Raw genomic sequence first — 18,957 nt, forward strand, 5'->3', positions numbered from 1 at the left:
GCAAATACAACTAATAGTAAATTTAAAAGGCATGATACCTCTAGTTCTTCTTGAATTATTTTTAAAATAATATGAATAACAGCCAAATGAAATGTTTAAGCTCTTCTCTTATTAATTTGAGTGCTTTCATAATATGTTTTTCTACGGTGCTGGTGGATATTTTTAAGGTGGCGGCAATTTCAGAATAAGTTAATCCGCCTTCTTGCTTTAATTTATAGGCAAGTTTTGTTTGATTAGGTAATTTTTCGATACTGTGTTTTAAGGCTTGGTGCAGATCGATATAATTTATCCGTTCTTCTGTTATATTATTGGTAAGATGAGGGGGGCGTTGCGTGTCAATAAATTGCTTATAACGTTCTTGTACCTGCTGTGATTTGTAGTAATTGTATATTTTAAATTTTAACGCTTGATGTAGGTAGGACGAAATGGATGTATGAATTTTTATTGTTTCTCTGTTTTGCCACAGTTCGGTGAATAGATCTTGTATAAATTCCTTGACAATTTCGTCATCAGCCAACCTTCTGTGCGCTTGATCGAAAAGTTTAGGCCAATATTTGTGATAAATTTGTTCGAAAGCCTTTATATTGCCCGACTTTAGTTTTTGGAAGATATCGATTTCCGACATTTTCTTGCTTACTGACATAAAAATGGGATACTTTTAAAAAAAAAATTATTTCCTTTAGTCAGTTTAATAAGGTTTTATCGAATAGTTGATACGAATTTAATTTAATTGCCCTATAAAAACAAAAAAAACAATTATTATCGTTAATTTCCAGCAAAACACTCAACTGGTAATTATCTCGTATAATTCAGCTGCTAATTGGTTTCATCAATAGACAAATGTACTACTGAGTTTGTTTTTTTAGGGCAACCGGCGGTGCAGGCATCGAATATCACCCTGGATTACAAAGCGCCTTTATCAGCTATGATCATGTTGGGTATTGTCATAACGATGGCCTTCAACTGGCTCCCTGCCGTAACCGCAGTGATGTTCGCGGCCATATTAACCGTGCTTACCGGATGCCTGCGTAACGCGAAGGCGGCCTATCGGCAGATTAATTGGGAGAGTGTTTTACTTATCGGAGCCATGTTGCCCATGTCGCTTGCGCTGGAGAAACCGGGGTATCTAGTGCGATCGCGGAGTTTCTGGTGAATAGCCTTGGGCGCTTGGGACCAATGACTTTGCTTAGTGGTATTTATCTGGCAACGTCTCTGCTTACTCTTTTTTTGAACAATACTGCGACTGCAGTACTGTTTGCTCCTATTTCGCTGCAGGCCGCGGATGCTATGTAGGTGAGCCCTTGTCCTTTTTTATTTGCGGCGACGGTTGCTGCAAGTATGTGTTTTTCCAGTCCTTTCTCAACGCCATCAAATGCCTTGGTGATGTCGGCCGGACGTTATCAATTTATGGATTATGTGAAAATTGGCGTTCCTCTCCAACTGCTATTTGCCCCGGTTATGGTCTTCCTGCTTCCGCTCCTTTTTCCTTTTTTAGTGATGACCATTTTAGCGATGGGTGCCATTCCAGCGAGTATCGCCCAATGCCGTTGTCTTCAAAATAAAAGGAGCCAGGTTCAGCGATCCTAAAGATAATGAAGGAAGGCGGGTGGAATTGGACGGCGTACGTTAGCGGACGGCAATCTGTTCAATAATTGTATTGTAATCCAATTTATCTGACATATTCGCATAGATATAGTGTGCTGTGATTTTACCTGTCAAATTTTCGACTTTTAATAAGAACTTGCCTTTAACGGGAGATAGCGCCTCTCTGCCTATGACATGCTATCAGTTTTCGCATCTATTTCGTTATCTACGAGGTACAAATTGACAATTATTGGCTTCATGCATGGTGCTTGTAGGTATTGCAGTAAAATTTTAATACAAGGGAATATCCCGTAAAAAGAACGACTATATATGAAAGTACTTGTAATTGGTGGAGGAAATATGGGGTTTACTTATGCAAAGATGATGCGACAGTCCGGCGCCTCAGGAACTACGCAAGCTGCGTTTTACGCAACGCTAAGCCACGCACTTGAGATAGGAAAGGAGTTTAAAGATGCATAAGGTAAATCCAATACAACGTATCGTGGTGAAAGTCGGTACAAATGTCATGACCAATAAGGATAAGCGGATTATACCGCGTACCTTGGAGAAACTGGTGAGTCAGATAGCCTATCTCTATGAGCATAACGTGTTATTGGTGCTGGTTTCTTCAGGATCCGTAATAGCGGGGAAGGAAGTTATGGGACGGGACCTGAAAACGGACGACCACGTCACAAGGCGGCAGGTCTTTTCAGCGGTAGGGCAACCGCGATTAATGCGGCAGTACTATAATCTTTTTCATGCGCACGGTATGCGCTGCGCACAAGTGCTGGCCACAAAACGTGATTTTGATCCTGGAAAACATCGGGAGAATATGATTAATTGTTATGAAGGGCTTTTGGCTGAGGGTGTGATTCCTATAGCTAACGAAGACGATGCCGTCTCCTTATCCATGTCTACTTTTACAGATAATGATGAGTTGGCTAGTTTGGTGGCTGAACTGATCAATGCAGATATGTTGGTGATGCTTACCGATACCGATGGGTTATTCAACGGACACCCGGATAATCCCGCAAGTCAGCTCATTTCAGAGCTATCGGTAGATGAACCTGTAGAACAGTATATCCAAGCGTCTACCAAAGGTGAAGCGGAAGGACGCGGCGGTATGGCATCAAAGCTGCGTATCGCTAAACGCACAGCGAATCTGGGGATACCGACGATCATCGCCAATGGTAAGCGTGACCGCGTTTTATTGGATGCCGTATACGGTAAGCAGGTGGGTACAAAGATTTTAGCGCCTGCTTTGCAGAAAGGAAAAGGAGAGTTATGTTAACGAGGTTGGAAGACGACTGTAGATATTTTGTATATATGATCTTATCGATTTTGGCAGTAAGTTTGACCACAAAATAAATGGTTGAAATTAACGACATATCATGAAGAAAATTGCCTGCAATATGTTTATTGGCTTATGCATAGGAGTGATGCTTCAGGCCTGCAATACAACAACACCCGAAAAATATATTTCCGTAACGGCGCTGAACAGTAATTTGGTATCATCGGCTTATCGGCCGATGTTTTTGGAGGAACTCATGGAACGTAAAGGTAAAGATCAACTTGCCGGTACCACAGCGGTAGACTATGTGCGTGATAGAGCCTTGAGACCCGTGGAAGAATCTATGGAAAAGGTGAAGCAGCTCAAAGAAACAGACGATACCCAGGCCTTGATTGCCGCGGCCTTGGACCTAATGGCCTATGGTAAAGAGATCTTTGAAAGCGATTACATCGCTATTGCGCAATTGATCGATGAGGGGAAACCAGAGGAGGAGATCGATGCGGCAATTACAGAGATGTACGCTAAAACCGAGAACGGAATGGCGCAACGTTTCGATGAATTGGATGAGTTGGCGCTGGCCTATGCGCAGGAACACGATGTACCTTTCGAGGTGCGGTAAAATTGCTGTAATCTCTTTTCCTGTACTATTGGATGATACATATCTTAATCCTAACTTGCTGCCCAATAATCCGGGAGGGTCATAACTATTTTTTTAACAGATAAATGATATGATGTATTTGAAAAAGGTACAAGAGGTGTGTTTCTGTATTTTGACGCTTGTTGTTTTAAGCAAGATGGGCTTTGCTCAGGTAAAGACGGATAACGATACGGAATCGCCGCGTATTATTAATATCGTGAATTTTATCCGGCAAACGGATTACCGGGTGAAAGATGCAGACCGTCTACTGTTGGAAACAGTCGAACAGCAGATCAAGCTGATCAACAAGTATGATTTTCCGGCCACGTTCCTATTCCAATACGATGCCCTGATTAACCCGAAATATCAGGAACTGATGAAGAAGGAATTGAATGACCATTGCGAAATCGGTGCTTGGTGGGAAATTACCCAGCCCCATGTGGAAGCGGCGGGAATCAAATGGCGTGGTGAACATGCTTGGGTGTCTCATGCAAATATTGCTTTTACTACCGGATACAGCCCAAAGGAAAGAGAAAAGTTGGTGGATGTTTACATGGAGAAATTTAAGTCAATATATGGGCAATACCCACGATCTGTGGGTTCTTGGTTTATCGATTCGCATACCTTGGCTTATATGGCTGAGAAGTATGGAATTGTAGCTTCCAGTAATTGTAAAGATCAGGTGGGGACGGATGGTTATACCTTGTGGGGTGGCTATTGGAACCAGGCATATTATCCCAGCCGGTCTAATGCTTATATGCCTGCGCAAAACGAGCAGGCTCAAATCCCGGTGCCGATATTCCGGATGTTGGGAAGCGATCCGATTTACCAATATGATACCGGTCTGGGACAGTCGAGACAGGGCGTGATCTCACTCGAACCGGTATATCCAGAATCGGGCATGGATAAAAAATGGGTGGAATATTTCTTGGAATCTATAGTTAATCAGCCTAGCCTAGCTTTCAATTATGCGCAGGCAGGGCAGGAAAATTCATTTACCTGGGAAGGGATGCAGAAAGGCTTGGAGATGCAATTTCCTTTATTTGATTCCCTGCGGAAGGTAAACAAAATCCGGATAGAAACCATGGAGACATCCGGCAAATGGTTCCGTGAACATTTTTCAGTAACTCCGGCAACGGCCGTGACAACGTTGAGCGATGTACGGGACGAGGGACGTAAATCGGTATGGTTCAATAGTCGTTATTACCGCACCAATATATTGTGGGACGACGGGATCTTGCGCTTTCGCGACATCCATTTGTTTGACGAAAAATTTGCGTCGCCATACCTGAAAAAAGCAGGGAAGGGCAACCAGTTTTTTTATTATGCCTTGCCGATTGTGGATGGTTTTACCTGGAGTACTCCCGAAGATCGTGCGGGTATGCATCTGGTTAAAATGGATGCGTCTGGAAAAAAGACAAGCATTCGCCTGAAAGATCCTGTCGTGACCGAGCAGGGGAATGATGTTTTGGTGTTTAGCTGTGAAGATTTTGATGGAAATGAGTTTCTACTGACTTTTTATGAAGACAGGCTTGAGGTAAGTTGTAAACCCCAAGAGAATGAACTAAGCTGGAGTCTGGAATTACACACGGCCAGGGAGGCAGACCTACCTTTCCAAAAGATAGCTGAAAAAAGGATAAATGCTAAATTTAGAGGATTTAATTACGGCATAAGTTTGCAGAAAGGGCGTGTAGAGGAAGGACGGGCAGATGCGGCGACGGTATTTAGCTTGATCCCGGAAAGCAATCAATTAATCATCAATTGTGATAATAGTGCCAAGCAATAGGCATAAATGAATAAACATGCATTATCGGGGGGATGAGTACTTTCCGAATTTATTTACAGTCGGGCACCATTCCCATCGTCATACCGTTTGGGCTCCATATCGGGACCAATTTCATCTGACAGCCCTCACCTGATGATCCGTCATCTTGTTCAACTTCCCGGCGTCCACTGAAAGAGAGCTCGAGAATGGAACCTTGAGGGAAATGATCCATTTCTTCCATAAATTCAACGGTCATATCCATGGAAACACGGCCAGCTGCCATGCGTCCGTCAAAGGTCATATATTGCGATGCATTTCGGCTTTGTCCACTGATATTGTTTTCACTAACTTTAAAATAGTCGTCCGGTTCTTCCCCCGAGAGATAATCCATCCCCTGCTGTTGCCCCCGTAGCTTAAAGTTCATTTCGCCCTCCTCACCGAAATCCGCACGGAATACGATAGAAACCGAATCGTCATGAGCTTCCAGCAATGCAATAGTGGCGTCGCCTTTCCATCGGTATAAGAATTCATCGTTCAGCGTTAATCTTCCTGTTGCATCCCCAAGAAATGGATCACCGCCATAGGTAGAAATAAAATCTTCTCTGGCCTCGGGTTCAACATTGCCATCCTTATTACACCCGTAGCAGAGTAGGACAGGGAGCAGTACTAAGTATAATACGTTTTTCATTGTTGTAGGGCTTATGCCTATTTCCAGACATCTGGTAAAAATCTAAACTTATCTTACAAAAATAAATGCAGAAACAATGCTGAGCAATCCCTGAAAAAGGGTATTTATCATAAAGATAAATAAGTGTTTGAACGAAATTAGTTCACCATTTTTTTGTTTTTTTTCAGATATACTGCTTAATGAGGAATAAGCTTAACAAGTTCGTTTAAATACCTGTCTACAGCATTAATTATTTTTTTTTTAAGCTATTAGTCCTTACTTTAGATGCCATTAACCAATTAACTTATGCCTCAATGGAATCCAGAAACCGAAAAGTTATGGGTTAAGGCTCTAAAAAAAGGTGAACAAAGTGCCTTTGAGAACCTTTTCCATCATTATAAACGAATGGTTTATTATGGTTTATATAAACTGGTCCATCTTCCCCAAGTGGCAGAGGAGCTAACACAAGATGTGTTCTTGAAGATTTGGGATAAGAGAGCTGAACTGGATGAACACAAATCTTTCGCGGCGCTTCTTTACCGTATCAGCGCAAACCTGGCGATTGATTTCTATCGAAAAGCTGCAGCAGATGCCCGACTCAGAGAAGAGCTCATCAAGTCGGCCACGATACATGACGACCCCTTTAATAAGTCCAATCTGTCGGAACACGAATCGCTGATTAGGGAAGCCCTCCAAAAATTGCCTCCACGGCGCCGGCGCGTCTTTGAACTATGTAAACTCGAAGGGAAAAGTTATCACGAGGTCGCCACAATCTTAAACATCAGCCCCGGAACGGTTAACGATCATATTGTCAAGGCGGTACGTTTTCTTCGCATGGAATTGCTAAGCAAACAATCGGAACTGTATTACCTCTTGTTGTTGTCTATGGCCTGCGCTCAGCAATAAAAAAATCTTTTGGGAGCATATGCTTTGGCGGCCTGCTACGTATATCTGTCAAAACCCAATTGTAAATGACAGAAGACCAATGGAAGGAACTTTATTCCCGATACTTAAATAAGCAGTGTTCTCCCGAGGAAATCCGACGACTGTTGCGGCATTTTGAATTGGAAGGTAACACCTCTTTCCTTCGTAATCGTATTGAGCGGGAGCTGAATTTTTCCAGTACTCCTGCCAGCGACAGCAAGGCTGTAGAAGAAAGACTTGACCGTATTCATCGTAGGTTAATGGGTGAAATTGCTCCAAAACAAAAACGTAGATCTTTCACTTTCTGGCTGCCATATGCTGCCGCAATTGTCTTGCTAGCTATCGGTCTTACGTGGTTCTTAGGAAACGAAGTGTGGAATGGAAAACGTGTTATTACTTCGCCGTTGGCAGACATTACCGCAGGAGGAAACCGCGCGACCTTAAAGTTTGCGGATGGACGTACGATTGACCTAAGTGATAAACAATATGGTATCGTGGTAAATAATGATATTCACTATGCTGACGGAAATCCGGTCTTAACGGGAAAAAACGACGCGGAGAGCAGTGGGATGAACGATGCGGAAACAATAGAGCATCAGCTCTTGGAATTGATTACGCCAAGAGGCGGAACGTATCAGCTGACGCTGCCAGACGGTTCAAAGGTATGGTTGAATGCAGCCAGCAGCTTACGATACCCCGCTACTTTCAAAGGTGAAAAACGAGAGGTGTATTTGAGCGGCGAGGCATATTTTGAAGTAGCAAGTAAAAAGGATCAACCTTTCGTTGTACAATCGGCCAAACAACAGGTGAAGGTGTTGGGTACATCGTTCAATATTAGCGCATATCAGGAAGAAGTGGGCGTGCGAACAACACTGGTAGAAGGGAGTGTGGCCATTACCAATTTCCAATCGGATAAAATAGTTCAACTTCAACCAGGTAAGCAATGCCTGGTAGATGAGGGGAAAACCAGTATTAGTGATATAGATGTTGCGGCGGCCACCGCTTGGAAAGATGGTCTGCTAAATTTCAATGAAACCGAACTACGTGAGCTCATGAACCAGCTTAGTCGGTGGTATAATGTGAGCGTAGAGTACCAGGGGGATATTGCGCCCACCTACTATTATGGTTACATCAGCCGAGATGAGAAGCTATCAAAAGTATTGGAACTGTTGAAGGAAAGTGGCCTGAATTTCCGTATGGAACGGACCGGAGAAATCAATCGATTGATTGTTACACCTTGACCAACAGCGGCGGAATGGAACATAAAAAAGCTAAATGAACAACTAACTAATGATAGAAATTAAAAAAGGAGGGACCATCGATATGGAAAGAAAGAACTGAAATTTTGTATAGCAAGAGCAAATGAACCGGAAGGTGCTGCGAACACCATCCGGTAAAACATTTGGACGGCCATTTTTGATCGCTGTGAAAAACAGCGAATAGCTTTATTAACCAATCCAATTATACAAACTTATGAAATTAAAAGTAAGTGCAAAAGATCCGTGGAAGTATCTATTCCATCGGTTTCTTATTATGATGAAACTAGCAGTTTTAATAACGTGTGCGTTTGTGCTGCAGGCAGCAGCCTCCAGCCTTGCCCAGCAAATCAGCTTGGTAGCCCGTGACTTGCCTCTTGCCGAGGCGATGAAGTCGGTGCAGCAGCAGAGCGGCAGCCTATTTCTTTTCAAGGGACGTGAGCTGGCCAATGCGAAGGTCAATGTAGAAATCAAAAATGCGACGCTTGAAGAGGCGATGAACAAATTGTTGAAAGAGCTACCAATGGACTGGATATTAAAAGACCAGACCATTGTTATACGGCCATTGCCGTCAAAGCATTTATCGCCTGAACGCAAAACGTTAAGAAATACGCAGGAGGCCTTCGTGAGCGGTAAGGTAGCGGATGAATCCGCCGCTCCCATCGAAGGCGTAACAGTAGCCGTAAAAGGAACGACCTTACGTACCCAAACGGACGCTGAAGGAAAATACCGATTAACCGTAAATGATGGTCAGACGCTGGTATTTACGGCTGTGGGCTATGCTTCTTATGAAATAACGGTGAAAAAAGAATCGACTATTAATGTGACATTGAAGACAGCTATCGGCGATCTGGATGAAGTGGTGGTAGTGGGTTATGGTACCCAAAGGAAAGGAGATCTCACCGGTTCGGTTGCAACGGTAAGGGAAGCTGACATCAAGGCGACACCAATCGTGGCGTTAGACCGTGCTTTGCAGGGGCGGGCTGCCGGTGTACAAGTGACTACAAATTCTGCCAGGCCTGGCGGTCAAACCACTATCCGTATACGTGGTACGGGTTCCGTGAATGCATCGAACGAGCCCCTGTACGTGATTGATGGCTATCCAACGGGCGACTTAAATTCGATCAACCCATCGGATATTGAATCTATAGAGGTGCTTAAAGATGCCTCTGCAACAGCGATATATGGATCGCGTGGTTCCAATGGCGTTGTGATGGTGACTACTAAGCGTGGAACAAGCGGACAATCGCTCATTAACTTCGAAAGTTATTATGGCAGCCAATCGGTGACCAACAAGATCGACCTGCTAAATGCCAGGGAATACGCAGAATTTATTAATGAAGCGCGGGTGAATGCAGGTGGAAGTGTTTATTTTGATGGCTCTTCCCCTGACAGACCGCTTCCTTCTGATCTGAGCTCAGGAACCGATTGGCAGGACTTGGTTTTTCGGGATGCACCCATTCAAAATTATCAGTTGAGCTTTTACGGCGGTGGTGATAAAACCAATTACTCCCTGTCCGGAAGCTACTATGATCAAGATGGTGTGATCGTAAATTCCAATTTCAAACGCTATACCGTTCGGGCGAATATTGACCGGGAAGTAAAGTCTTGGATAAAGGTCGGGCTTTCGATGCAGGGAGCTTATACACAAACGAACAATGCGCGAACAGAAACGGAGGGAGGTGCCAGTGGTGGCGTAACAAATGCGGCGATCAATTATGCACCTGTTTTTCCGGTGTATGATGCCAATGGTGTGTATCATAGGGAAGTTGGGCCGTTAAACGGAAATTTGGTCGACAATCCGTTGGGAATCGCTAATGAAGTGACCGATATAAATAACACGATGCGCTTTTTGGCCAATGCGTATGCGGAGTTGTACTTTTCAAAACATTTTACCTTTCGCACAACGATAGGCGCGAACCTAGCGAGCAACAAGACGAATTTTTATGCTTCACGACTGATTGGCCTGGGCTTAAATTCTAATGGATCGGCCTCGGTGAGCAATGAGTTTGGCTACAATTGGTTGAATGAAAATACCTTAACCTATAAGCAGCTTTTTGCAGATAAACACGATGTAAATGCAGTATTGGGCTATACCGCGCAGGTTAGCCATAACGAAAACGTGTCGGCAGCTGCCGTAAATTTTAATGATGATTTTGCCAAGTTTAACAATCTTGGCGCTGGTGCAACGCTTCGCCCGCCTTCTTCCGGAGCTACCGATTGGGCCTTGGTCTCTTTTTTGGCGAGGATCAACTATGCTTATGATAGTCGTTACCTGTTGACCTTGACGGCACGGGCAGACGGCTCTTCCCGCTTCGGGCCGAATAAAAAATATGGTTTCTTTCCTTCGGGCGCATTTGCCTGGCGCATTTCCAACGAACCTTTCTTTATGCAGAACCATTGGGTATCAGATGCGAAGCTGCGGATCAGTTATGGTTTGACGGGAAATCAAGGGATTACCGATTACGCGTATTTGGCAACCATCGCCCAAAGCACAGCTATACTCGGCGGTGCAAATCCGATCCTCAGGGTTGGTGGTGTGCCTGCCATTATCAGTAATCTTGACTTGGGATGGGAAAGTAACCGGCAGCTGGACTTAGGTGCCGACTTATCTTTCTTGGAGAACCGCCTGAGACTTAGCGTTGATTATTATAATAAGGTGACCGCAGATCTTTTGTTTTCGGTAAATGTGCCGCAGACTACCGGTTACAGTTTTTCCCTGCAGAATATCGGGCAAATTCGCAATCGGGGTATTGAAATTACTTTAGGGGGAAGCGTAGGGAAGGAGGAAGGGCTTCAGTGGGACGCCGACTTCAATATCGCCTTTAATAGAAATGAAGTGATGCGCTTGGATGGTCGTCCGGAATACCTCACAGGGTCGGGTGTGGGGCACCTGCAGGTAGCTAACCCTAATCAGCTCAAAGTGGGTGAGCCTTTAGGCAATTTTTACGGAAGGATAGTCGATGGCATTTTCCAGAACGAACAGGAAGTGGCGGGATCTGCGCAACCGAATGCGAGTCCCGGCGACTTCCGTTATCGCGATCTGGATGGGAATAATGTAATCAATGATGATGATAGAACGGTTATCGGTAATGGCTATCCGGATTTTATCGGGGGCTTCAATAATACCCTACGTTACAGGGGATTCGACCTTAATATTTTCTTTCAGGGAAGTTTTGGAAATGATATCTTAAACTACGGACGTTTTGACCTGTACAATCTAAATGGAAATAATAACCAAGCTAAAGATGTTGTTAACAGATGGACGCCGGAAAACCCTTCCAATGATATTCCCCGGGCAAACGCAGCTGGCGGGCAACGCATTCTCTCGACCTTTCAGATCGAGAATGGTTCATACCTCCGACTGAAGAATATTTCCCTGGGATATCAACTCCCGCAATCGTTTATAAACCGGCTGAACGGTCGATCGATCCGTGTTTATGTGTCTGCACAAAACCTTTGGACCTGGACGGATTACACTGGTTTTGATCCGGAAGTGAGCCGCTTCGGCACATCGTCTATCAGCCAGGGGATGGACTATGGAGGATACCCTGCGGCAAAGACCTTTTTGGTAGGCCTCAACTTTACTTTGTAAAATGCTATTAAATCATGCAAGCAATGAAACAGATCATAATTTCAACCTTATTTTTAATAGCCTGCGCCGCGTGTGTGCCGGATCTAGACTTGGAGCGCGTAGATACCAAGTCTGTAAACACCTTTTACCAAACTCCAGAAGACGCCAATTCAGCGGCAGTGGCCTTATATGGACAGTTGAGGGATCTCTATCGGGATGAGGTGATCAATACCCCAAATAACATCGCTTCCGACGATGCCATACCTTTTTTAACCGGTAATGCCGATCGGGTGGCGCTCTGGAACTATAACCTGACGCCAGTAAATACTTTCGTTGGAGAAATATGGGCATCGGCCTATTCGGGCATTCAACGCTCCAATATCCTCCTTGCCCGGGTTCCTGCCATTGACATGGATGAAGACTTGAAAGGACAGTATCTCGGAGAAGCATATTTTTTACGGGCCCTCCATTATTTTAATCTCGTTAGGTTCTTTGGAGAAGTACCCTTGGTGCTTGAGGAGGTAAGCTCATTAGCTGATATTGAAGTACCCAGACAGCCGATAGATGACGTGTATAATGCTATTGTGGACGACCTTCAACAGGCAGAACAATTACTCCCACTATCGTATACCGGAAATGATGAGGGCAGGGCAACCCGTGGCGCGGCGATGGGTCTGTTGGCAAAAGTATGGCTCACCCGCGCCGGTGATGATCCTGCCTCTTCCTATTGGGGGCAGGCGGCAGATAAAGCGGAAGAGGTCATCAACCTCGGCCTGTACGACCTTTGGGAGAATTATCAGGAGGTGTTTGACCTGGCCAACCGATGTGGGAAGGAGTCTTTATTCGAGGTATTGTATATTACGGATCTGGCAGGGAATAACCTGGCTACCGGATATGCACCCCGTGGGGCGCCCATTGTACCCGGTAACGGAAGTGGTATTCTCCGGGTTACTGGTAGTTTGTTTAATTTATATGAAGGAGCCGACGAGCGAAAGTCAGTGACATTCTTGACTTCGTATATAGATCCGTCGACAGGTGGACAGGTTGAACTTTCTGCAGAGAATCCCGATCCGGCGTTGGCGGTTTCTTTTTGGAAACTTGCTGATCTGACCGCAACACTTTCGGGGCAGGCAGGCAAAAGCTTTCCTTATCTTCGGTTCTCAGATATCTTATTAATTTACGCGGAAGCGTTAAATGAGCGTAATGGTGGGCCCACCGAGCAGGCCTATACGGCCTTAAATAGGGTAAGGGAGCGTGCCGGACTTCCGGAATTGCGTAACTTGGATCAAACTGCCTTTCGTGAGGCGGTATTGAATGAACGACGATTGGAACTTTGTTTTGAGGCAAACCGTTGGTTTGATATCGTTCGCCGCAATCGCTTGGTGGAAACCGTAAGGGGAGAGAATAGCTTCTCAAGGAACGCGAATATTCAGACTTTTAACCGCTACTTGCCCATCCCACAACGTGAGATGGACGCCAATGGCGCATTGACACAAAATGAAGGATACTAATGATGAAACGGATAGGATTTAATGCTATTTCAATGAAAAAAAAGACAAAGCAGCTCATAGAGCTGGAGGCTACGGTTTTTAAGATGGTGGTTTTTATTGCTTTTCTAACAAGTTTTGCGTGGGGCTGTTCGGGCAGGGCTGGTTACGATATCGTCATTTATGGCAGCGGTTCCTCTGGTTTTATTGCTGCGATACAAGCGGCCGAATTGGGAAAATCTGTAGCGCTTGTGGAACCCGGAAATCATATCGGCGGTTTAAATGTGGAAGGCCTCGGGGGAACGGATATCGACAATCACCCTGAATTTCAGAATAGTCCGGCTGTTGGCGGCCTGGCACTGGAATTTTATCGGCGTATAGCCAATGAATACGGTGTCATAGACTCTTTTGATCGTTCGTTTCAGCAGCAGTTGAAAAACTCACATCTATGGCGCTTTGAGCCGAGTGTTGCGGAAAAGGTGATCAACAAATGGTTGGGTGAATATGATATACAAGTGTACACGGGCGAAAGGCTTTCGGAAGATCCGGAGGCCGTACGCAGCAATGGTTCAAGAATCTTGTCATTTAAAACAGAAAGCGGTACTACCTTTAAGGGCAAAGTATTTATTGATGCGACATTGGAAGGCGATTTGTTGGCCGCTGCGGGTATTTCGACGGTGGTAGGTAGAGAGTCGAATCAGACATATAGCGAGACGCGTAATGGCATTCGGGCAGAAACCACTCATGGGCAGTTTGCCGTGGATGTGGATCCCTATCTTGTGCCGGGCGACTCCACAAGCGGTTTAATCCCGACCATTCGCGATGAACCTTTGGGTGAGCCGGGAAGTCGAGACCATCGCCTACAGGCTTATTGCTTTCGGGTGTGCCTCAGTCAAGACCCAGAAAACCAAATTCCATTTCGCAAACCGGATAATTACGATCGGACCCACTATGAGATTTATGTGCGGTACTTAAAATCTGGGGGAAAACTGTATCGTCCTCGGGTCAATATACCTCATGGAAAAACAGACCTGAACGGAGGAGGGGATCTGACGCACAACCTCTATGGAATGAATTATGAATACCCAACCGGTAACTATGAAAAAAGACAAGAGATTCTGCAGTATCATCGGGATTATACTGAAGGGCTTTTTTATTTTTTGGCTCATGATGACGAAATTGGGCAGATAGCACCGGATCTGCAGCAAGCTTGGGCGTCTTGGGGCTTGGCAAAGGACGAATTTACAGACAACAATGGCTGGCCACGTATGCTCTATGTGCGCGATGCGAGAAGGATGGTTTCTGACTATGTGATCACCGAACACCATGTAAGCAGAGAGAATGGTATTGCAGTGGAAGATCCTGTAGCCTTAGCTTATTGGCCAGCCGACGTGCATAGTGTCCGTAGAATTGTCAGGAACGGTAAGGCTTATAATGAAGGCTTTGTGTTTGGAGGCGAATGGTGGAAGCCACTTGGGATAGCATACCGCGCATTGGTACCGAAGAAGAAGGAATGTACAAACTTGATTGCTCCGACCTGTCCATCATCCTCTCATATTGCCTATGGTGCGATCCGTATAGAATTCACATTTATGGCACTGGGACAGGCGGCTGCTACTGCGGCTTCGCTGGCGATAGATGGCGGTTTTGACGTACAGGAGGTGCCTTATAATAAATTGCAGGGAATTTTGCTAAAACAAGGTCAGGTATTACAGTTGAATGAAGGATATTAGCTAAAGGTCTATTGCATTTATTCACTCAAAAACAAGAACGTCCGGCCTTTGGGGTGCCAGACGTTTCTTTTTTTAATCAACCTAAACCTATCTGTAAATTATCAAAAGCTATGCCAAGTGGTTTTGTATCTGGTAACATTTTTGTTAAATAAGTCAAATTGATTGTAAGCCTATATACCAACAGCGGAAGATGCTGCTACAAGTGTTTCGATGATCAATTTTTAGATAAAAAATCGAAAAATTGATACATTTTTCCGACACTGTATTTCTTTTAGATCCCATCTTTGGAACATGTTTTTCAACAGCATATTACGAGTGCTTGGAAGAACGTAGAATTTTTCAAGAATTAAATTTTTATTGTGCAGCTGCATTTGCCAAATAAGCATGAACGAAACAATATCCAAGCCGTATCTTTTAAAAAGCAAACCACACTTTACAATTTTAGATGGCCTTCGGGGAATCGCCGCTGTTGCTGTGGTTATTTATCACTTCATGGAAATTGCGGTTCCGGACTACCATGATAGTTTTATTGCACATGCCCATTTGGCTGTTGATTTTTTCTTCTGTTTATCGGGTTTCGTGATTGCTTATGCTTACGACCATAAGTTACAGCGCATCGGTGTGATGAACTTTTTCAAGCTGCGGCTGATACGCTTGCACCCGCTAGTGATCATTGGTTCAATCATTGGTCTTTTAGCATTTGTTTTTGATCCCTTCAGCGATTTATATGAAGCTTACTCCGAAAAAACTTTTTTGATGTTTTTAACATCATGCCTCATGATACCTTACCCACTGGTACACGAGCGGTATTTTAATCTTTTTCACCTCAACCCACCAACTTGGTCTTTATTCTGGGAATACCTTGCTAATATTTGTTATGCTTTCTTTCTTGTTAAGATGCGTAATAAAATGCTTTTGGGTTTGACGGTACTTGCAGCGGTGGCTCTCTGTTATGAGGCCTACAAGTCTGATGGTTTAGCGGTGGGATGGGGAGGTGACAATTTTGCCGGTGGAGGTATAAGGATCTTCTATTCTTTTATAGTGGGCATTTTACTCTATCGCTCCAATTGGAAAATTACCTCGAAGCTCGGCTTTATGAGCTTGGGTGTTTTATTGGTAGCCGTGTTTTTTATTCCGTTTAACGAAAAATTGAACTGGATAGCGGATCTGCTAGTTGTTTTGTTTTACTTCCCTTTTCTCGTGGTATTGGGTGCGGGCGCCCGATTAGATCCGAAGTGCACTAAAATCTGCAAGTTTTCCGGTGAAATCTCTTATCCCATTTATATGATCCACTATCCATTTATTTGGCTATTTATGAGTTACGTTGAAAAAAAACAGCCCGATATGGATCAAATGAATATGATTATACTGATTGGTGTAGCGCTATTAGTCGCTTTGGCATACGGTGTTTTGATACTATTAGACCTTCCGATTCGTAAGCGGATAAAAAATAGAATGAAATAGCTTAATAGACGTCGATCTATTTAATAGCCGCCTTGCGGTAATCTATTCAATTCCGGCATGTGTTATAAATAATCCGCTAAGTGTTAGCAAAGTATTGGCAGATCCCCTAAATTTGCGTTATTTATAATCAATCTTAATAATACATAATTTCAACTGTTCATACTAATGAGAATATTTCTTTATACAGGCATTTGGTTTTTAGTAGCTGTAAGTAATTGCGCATTCGCGCAAGGGCGTTTTGGAAAAGTGATGGGTGAAGTTCGCACAAGTGATAACAAATCCCTTCCTTATGCTTCTGTGCTGATAAAGAATTCGCCTTACGGAGCTATGGCCAACGCGGATGGTAAGTTTTCTTTTGAAGTGCCTGAAGGACAGTACACTTTAGCGGTTACCTATGCCGGCTATACGACTAATCAAATACAAGTAACCGTTACTGCCGGTGAAACCTTCGATGTGCAGGTGATTACGGTAGATGCTGCGTCCAATCAGTTGCAGGAGGTAATCATCGAGGATATTGAAACGAATAAATTTGGGCGTAGAGAGTCTAATTCCGCAGCACGTATGCCACTGGGTCATTTGGAGAACCCACAGGCGTATAGCGTGATTACCAAAGAATTGATGCAGGAACAGATGGCCATCGATTATAATTCCGCTATGCTGAGTGTGCCCGGTGCTGTGGTGATGAATGGGGTGAACGATAGTGGAAACGAAGTGTTTTTGAGAGGTTTTAATGGAGTGGTATCCTTTCGGAACGGACTGGTAAGTAATCCCCGCTCGCAATCGGAAATCTTTAATCTGGAAAAGGTGGAAGTACTGAAGGGGCCTTCGGGCACACTCTTTGGCGGAGCAATGACTTCTTATGGTGGCATTGTGAATAACCTGACCAAAAAGCCCTTTGAAAGTTATCGGGGTACGGTCTCTTACCATACAGGTAGTTGGGGGCTTAACCGCTTTACCGTCGATCTGAATACACCTTTAAATAATGATCGCACAGCCTTGCTGCGTGTTAACGCGCTGGGGCATATGGAAAATGGTTTTCAGGATGCAGGTAAGCAACGGAACTTTGGCTTCGCGGCCAGTATGGCTTTTAAACCGAACGAACGTACAACAGTTCGCTTTGACGCCGATATCTACCGGCCTGATAAACCTTTGGTAGCCTTTATACGGAACACAGAGGTTTTAGACGCTACGACAATGGATAGGGTGAATTTACCCTACTACCGGTCGTTATTGAGTGATGATGTGACAACACCCCGGCAGAATATTAATGCGTCGGCGGAAATAGAATATCGCATATCTGATCATTGGACTTCCCGTACATCTTATCTCCACAATAGCACAGGTGAAAGTGGATCAATTTTTTTCGTGCCAACTTATTTGAGGGACGAACAGATTGAACGCCGTTTTAGGGTGTTTGATAATTATCAAACGAATAGCGACCATTTACAACAGAATTTTAATGGTGACTTCAACATAGGGAATGTGAATAACCGCTTGGTAGTAGGGGTCGATCTTTTTTCAACCAGTACGAAGTATCAAGAGATGTTCCCGGTATTTCAGGTTTATGATACGGTGGCCATGCATGCATCGGGCTGGCCTCCACTGAGCAGAGTGGATATCGAACGTTACCGCATGGAACGTGCCAATGGCACAACGGCTGCTTCCAGTGGCTCAACAACCTACAGTGCTTATTTTTCTGACGTAGCAGAAGTGCTACCCAGATTGAAAGCGATGGTCAGCTTACGTTTGGATAGGTATCAACAGAAATCGTCTTATACGTATACCCCAACCAATGGTGGCGTAAGTACTGAGGGGTTTGGACAGACTTTCCTTTCGCCAAAATTCGGACTGGTATATGAACCCATCCGTGATCAGCTCTCATTTTTTGCTAACTACCTTAACGCTTTTGTAAACCAATCGCCGAGTATGGGGCTCGCGAGCGAAGGCGATCTGGATCGGATAGACCCTTCTTTGCAAACCTGGAAACCGGAAGAAGCGAATCAGTACGAAGGGGGCTTGAAGATGAATCTTTTTAATGGTCGGCTAACGGGCACGGTATCGTATTATAATATACGGGTAAGTAACCGTTTGCGAAGCATAGCTGATGGCATTTCTGTACAGGATGGAACCCAGGTGAGCAAGGGATTTGAGGTAGATATTATTGCCAATCCCTTGGCGGGCTGGAATATTGTCGTGGGCTATGGCTATAATGATAACGAATACATTCGGGATACAGAAGGTAACCAAGGGAAACGGGCGCAGTGGACCCCGGTACACGTGGCGAATTTTTGGACAAGCTACAAATTCTTGGACGGAACGGTTAAAGGTTTGGGACTCGGTGTTGGCGCGAACTACGTAGGTGAAACTTATTTTGATGTAGATAATACTTTCGGCATTCCGGCTTATACGCTGCTGAATGCTACCATCTTCTATGATCAACCTAAATACAGGGTAGGTGTTAAGGTGAACAACTTAACGGATAATCATTATTGGGACTTCTTCGGAAAACCACAAAAACCAGCAGAATTTATTGCGAATATATCCTATAAATTCTAAAGAGCTGGCTAAACACTAA

13 protein-coding genes and 1 pseudogene are annotated in these 18,957 nt (G+C 44.3%); 12 read left to right on the forward strand and 2 right to left on the reverse strand.

The genetic code is table 11. The annotated features are described in order from the left end of the window. Window positions 1-61: 61 nt before the first annotated feature. Window positions 62-643 (reverse strand): RNA polymerase sigma-70 factor, encoded by a 582-nt coding sequence (locus H8S90_RS08860; RefSeq protein WP_187342194.1) that lies wholly within the window; start codon window positions 641-643, stop codon window positions 62-64. Window positions 644-952: 309 nt separating this feature from the next. On the opposite strand from H8S90_RS08860, the pseudogene H8S90_RS26410 reads away from it, so the two are divergent. The 5 genes and pseudogenes from H8S90_RS26410 (at window position 953) to H8S90_RS08885 (ending at window position 5,298) form a co-directional block, all read left to right on the forward strand. After that, a pseudogene (locus tag H8S90_RS26410) lies at window positions 953-1,293 on the forward strand (SLC13 family permease). A gap of 621 nt (window positions 1,294-1,914) precedes the next feature. After that, complete coding sequence (locus H8S90_RS08870) at window positions 1,915-2,064, forward strand: hypothetical protein (protein WP_187342195.1); 150 nt, start codon at window positions 1,915-1,917, stop codon at window positions 2,062-2,064. After that, window positions 2,057-2,875 carry a glutamate 5-kinase gene (gene proB, locus H8S90_RS08875; protein ID WP_187342196.1) on the forward strand — a complete coding sequence of 273 codons (819 nt, stop codon included), beginning with the start codon at window positions 2,057-2,059 and terminating at the stop codon, window positions 2,873-2,875. The genes H8S90_RS08870 and proB overlap by 8 nt, the downstream gene beginning before the upstream one ends. Before the next feature lie 100 nt (window positions 2,876-2,975). After that, a complete protein-coding gene (locus H8S90_RS08880; RefSeq protein ID WP_187342197.1) occupies window positions 2,976-3,494 on the forward strand; it encodes a hypothetical protein in 519 nt (172 codons plus the stop codon). Between the two features lie 109 nt (window positions 3,495-3,603). Then, window positions 3,604-5,298, forward strand: a complete 1,695-nt coding sequence (locus H8S90_RS08885; protein ID WP_187342198.1) for a hypothetical protein — start codon at window positions 3,604-3,606, stop codon at window positions 5,296-5,298. A gap of 49 nt (window positions 5,299-5,347) precedes the next feature. Here H8S90_RS08885 and H8S90_RS08890 read toward each other — a convergent pair whose 3' ends face one another. Then, window positions 5,348-5,965, reverse strand: coding sequence for a hypothetical protein (locus H8S90_RS08890; RefSeq protein ID WP_187342199.1), 618 nt, complete (start codon window positions 5,963-5,965; stop codon window positions 5,348-5,350). A 285-nt stretch (window positions 5,966-6,250) separates the two neighbouring features. On the opposite strand from H8S90_RS08890, the gene H8S90_RS08895 reads away from it, so the two are divergent. The 7 genes from H8S90_RS08895 (at window position 6,251) to H8S90_RS08925 (ending at window position 18,938) form a co-directional block, all read left to right on the forward strand. After that, on the forward strand, window positions 6,251-6,850 hold the full coding sequence (locus H8S90_RS08895) for an RNA polymerase sigma factor (protein WP_187342200.1): 600 nt from the start codon (window positions 6,251-6,253) through the stop codon (window positions 6,848-6,850). A gap of 65 nt (window positions 6,851-6,915) precedes the next feature. Beyond that, window positions 6,916-8,109, forward strand: coding sequence for a FecR family protein (locus tag H8S90_RS08900; protein WP_187342201.1), 1,194 nt, complete (start codon window positions 6,916-6,918; stop codon window positions 8,107-8,109). A 232-nt stretch (window positions 8,110-8,341) separates the two neighbouring features. Further along, a complete protein-coding gene (locus H8S90_RS08905; protein ID WP_222852264.1) occupies window positions 8,342-11,719 on the forward strand; it encodes a TonB-dependent receptor in 3,378 nt (1,125 codons plus the stop codon). 23 nt (window positions 11,720-11,742) lie between these two features. Beyond that, window positions 11,743-13,209, forward strand: a complete 1,467-nt coding sequence (locus H8S90_RS08910) for a RagB/SusD family nutrient uptake outer membrane protein (RefSeq protein ID WP_187342202.1) — start codon at window positions 11,743-11,745, stop codon at window positions 13,207-13,209. A 32-nt stretch (window positions 13,210-13,241) separates the two neighbouring features. Then, window positions 13,242-14,918, forward strand: a complete 1,677-nt coding sequence (locus tag H8S90_RS08915; RefSeq protein ID WP_187342203.1) for an FAD-dependent oxidoreductase — start codon at window positions 13,242-13,244, stop codon at window positions 14,916-14,918. Between the two features lie 384 nt (window positions 14,919-15,302). Beyond that, window positions 15,303-16,382, forward strand: a complete 1,080-nt coding sequence (locus H8S90_RS08920) for an acyltransferase (protein ID WP_187342204.1) — start codon at window positions 15,303-15,305, stop codon at window positions 16,380-16,382. 165 nt (window positions 16,383-16,547) lie between these two features. After that, complete coding sequence (locus H8S90_RS08925) at window positions 16,548-18,938, forward strand: TonB-dependent receptor (protein WP_187342205.1); 2,391 nt, start codon at window positions 16,548-16,550, stop codon at window positions 18,936-18,938. The last annotated feature ends 19 nt before the right edge of the window (window positions 18,939-18,957 follow it).

The organism is Olivibacter sp. SDN3 (assembly GCF_014334135.1).
Lineage (GTDB): Bacteria > Bacteroidota > Bacteroidia > Sphingobacteriales > Sphingobacteriaceae > Olivibacter.

What these genes read in the sequence shown, in the direction of transcription:
- proB (WP_187342196.1), top strand. Translation starts at nt 2,057, where the DNA reads ATGCATAAGGTAAATCCAATACAACGTATCGTGGTGAAAGTCGGTACA.
- H8S90_RS08890 (WP_187342199.1), bottom strand. Translation starts at nt 5,965, where the DNA reads ATGAAAAACGTATTATACTTAGTACTGCTCCCTGTCCTACTCTGCTAC.
- H8S90_RS08925 (WP_187342205.1), top strand. Translation starts at nt 16,548, where the DNA reads ATGAGAATATTTCTTTATACAGGCATTTGGTTTTTAGTAGCTGTAAGT.
- H8S90_RS08920 (WP_187342204.1), top strand. Translation starts at nt 15,303, where the DNA reads ATGAACGAAACAATATCCAAGCCGTATCTTTTAAAAAGCAAACCACAC.
- H8S90_RS08880 (WP_187342197.1), top strand. Translation starts at nt 2,976, where the DNA reads ATGAAGAAAATTGCCTGCAATATGTTTATTGGCTTATGCATAGGAGTG.
- H8S90_RS08895 (WP_187342200.1), top strand. Translation starts at nt 6,251, where the DNA reads ATGCCTCAATGGAATCCAGAAACCGAAAAGTTATGGGTTAAGGCTCTA.
- H8S90_RS08905 (WP_222852264.1), top strand. Translation starts at nt 8,342, where the DNA reads ATGAAATTAAAAGTAAGTGCAAAAGATCCGTGGAAGTATCTATTCCAT.
- H8S90_RS08915 (WP_187342203.1), top strand. Translation starts at nt 13,242, where the DNA reads ATGAAAAAAAAGACAAAGCAGCTCATAGAGCTGGAGGCTACGGTTTTT.
- H8S90_RS08870 (WP_187342195.1), top strand. Translation starts at nt 1,915, where the DNA reads ATGAAAGTACTTGTAATTGGTGGAGGAAATATGGGGTTTACTTATGCA.
- H8S90_RS08860 (WP_187342194.1), bottom strand. Translation starts at nt 643, where the DNA reads ATGTCAGTAAGCAAGAAAATGTCGGAAATCGATATCTTCCAAAAACTA.
- H8S90_RS08900 (WP_187342201.1), top strand. Translation starts at nt 6,916, where the DNA reads ATGACAGAAGACCAATGGAAGGAACTTTATTCCCGATACTTAAATAAG.
- H8S90_RS08910 (WP_187342202.1), top strand. Translation starts at nt 11,743, where the DNA reads ATGAAACAGATCATAATTTCAACCTTATTTTTAATAGCCTGCGCCGCG.
- H8S90_RS08885 (WP_187342198.1), top strand. Translation starts at nt 3,604, where the DNA reads ATGATGTATTTGAAAAAGGTACAAGAGGTGTGTTTCTGTATTTTGACG.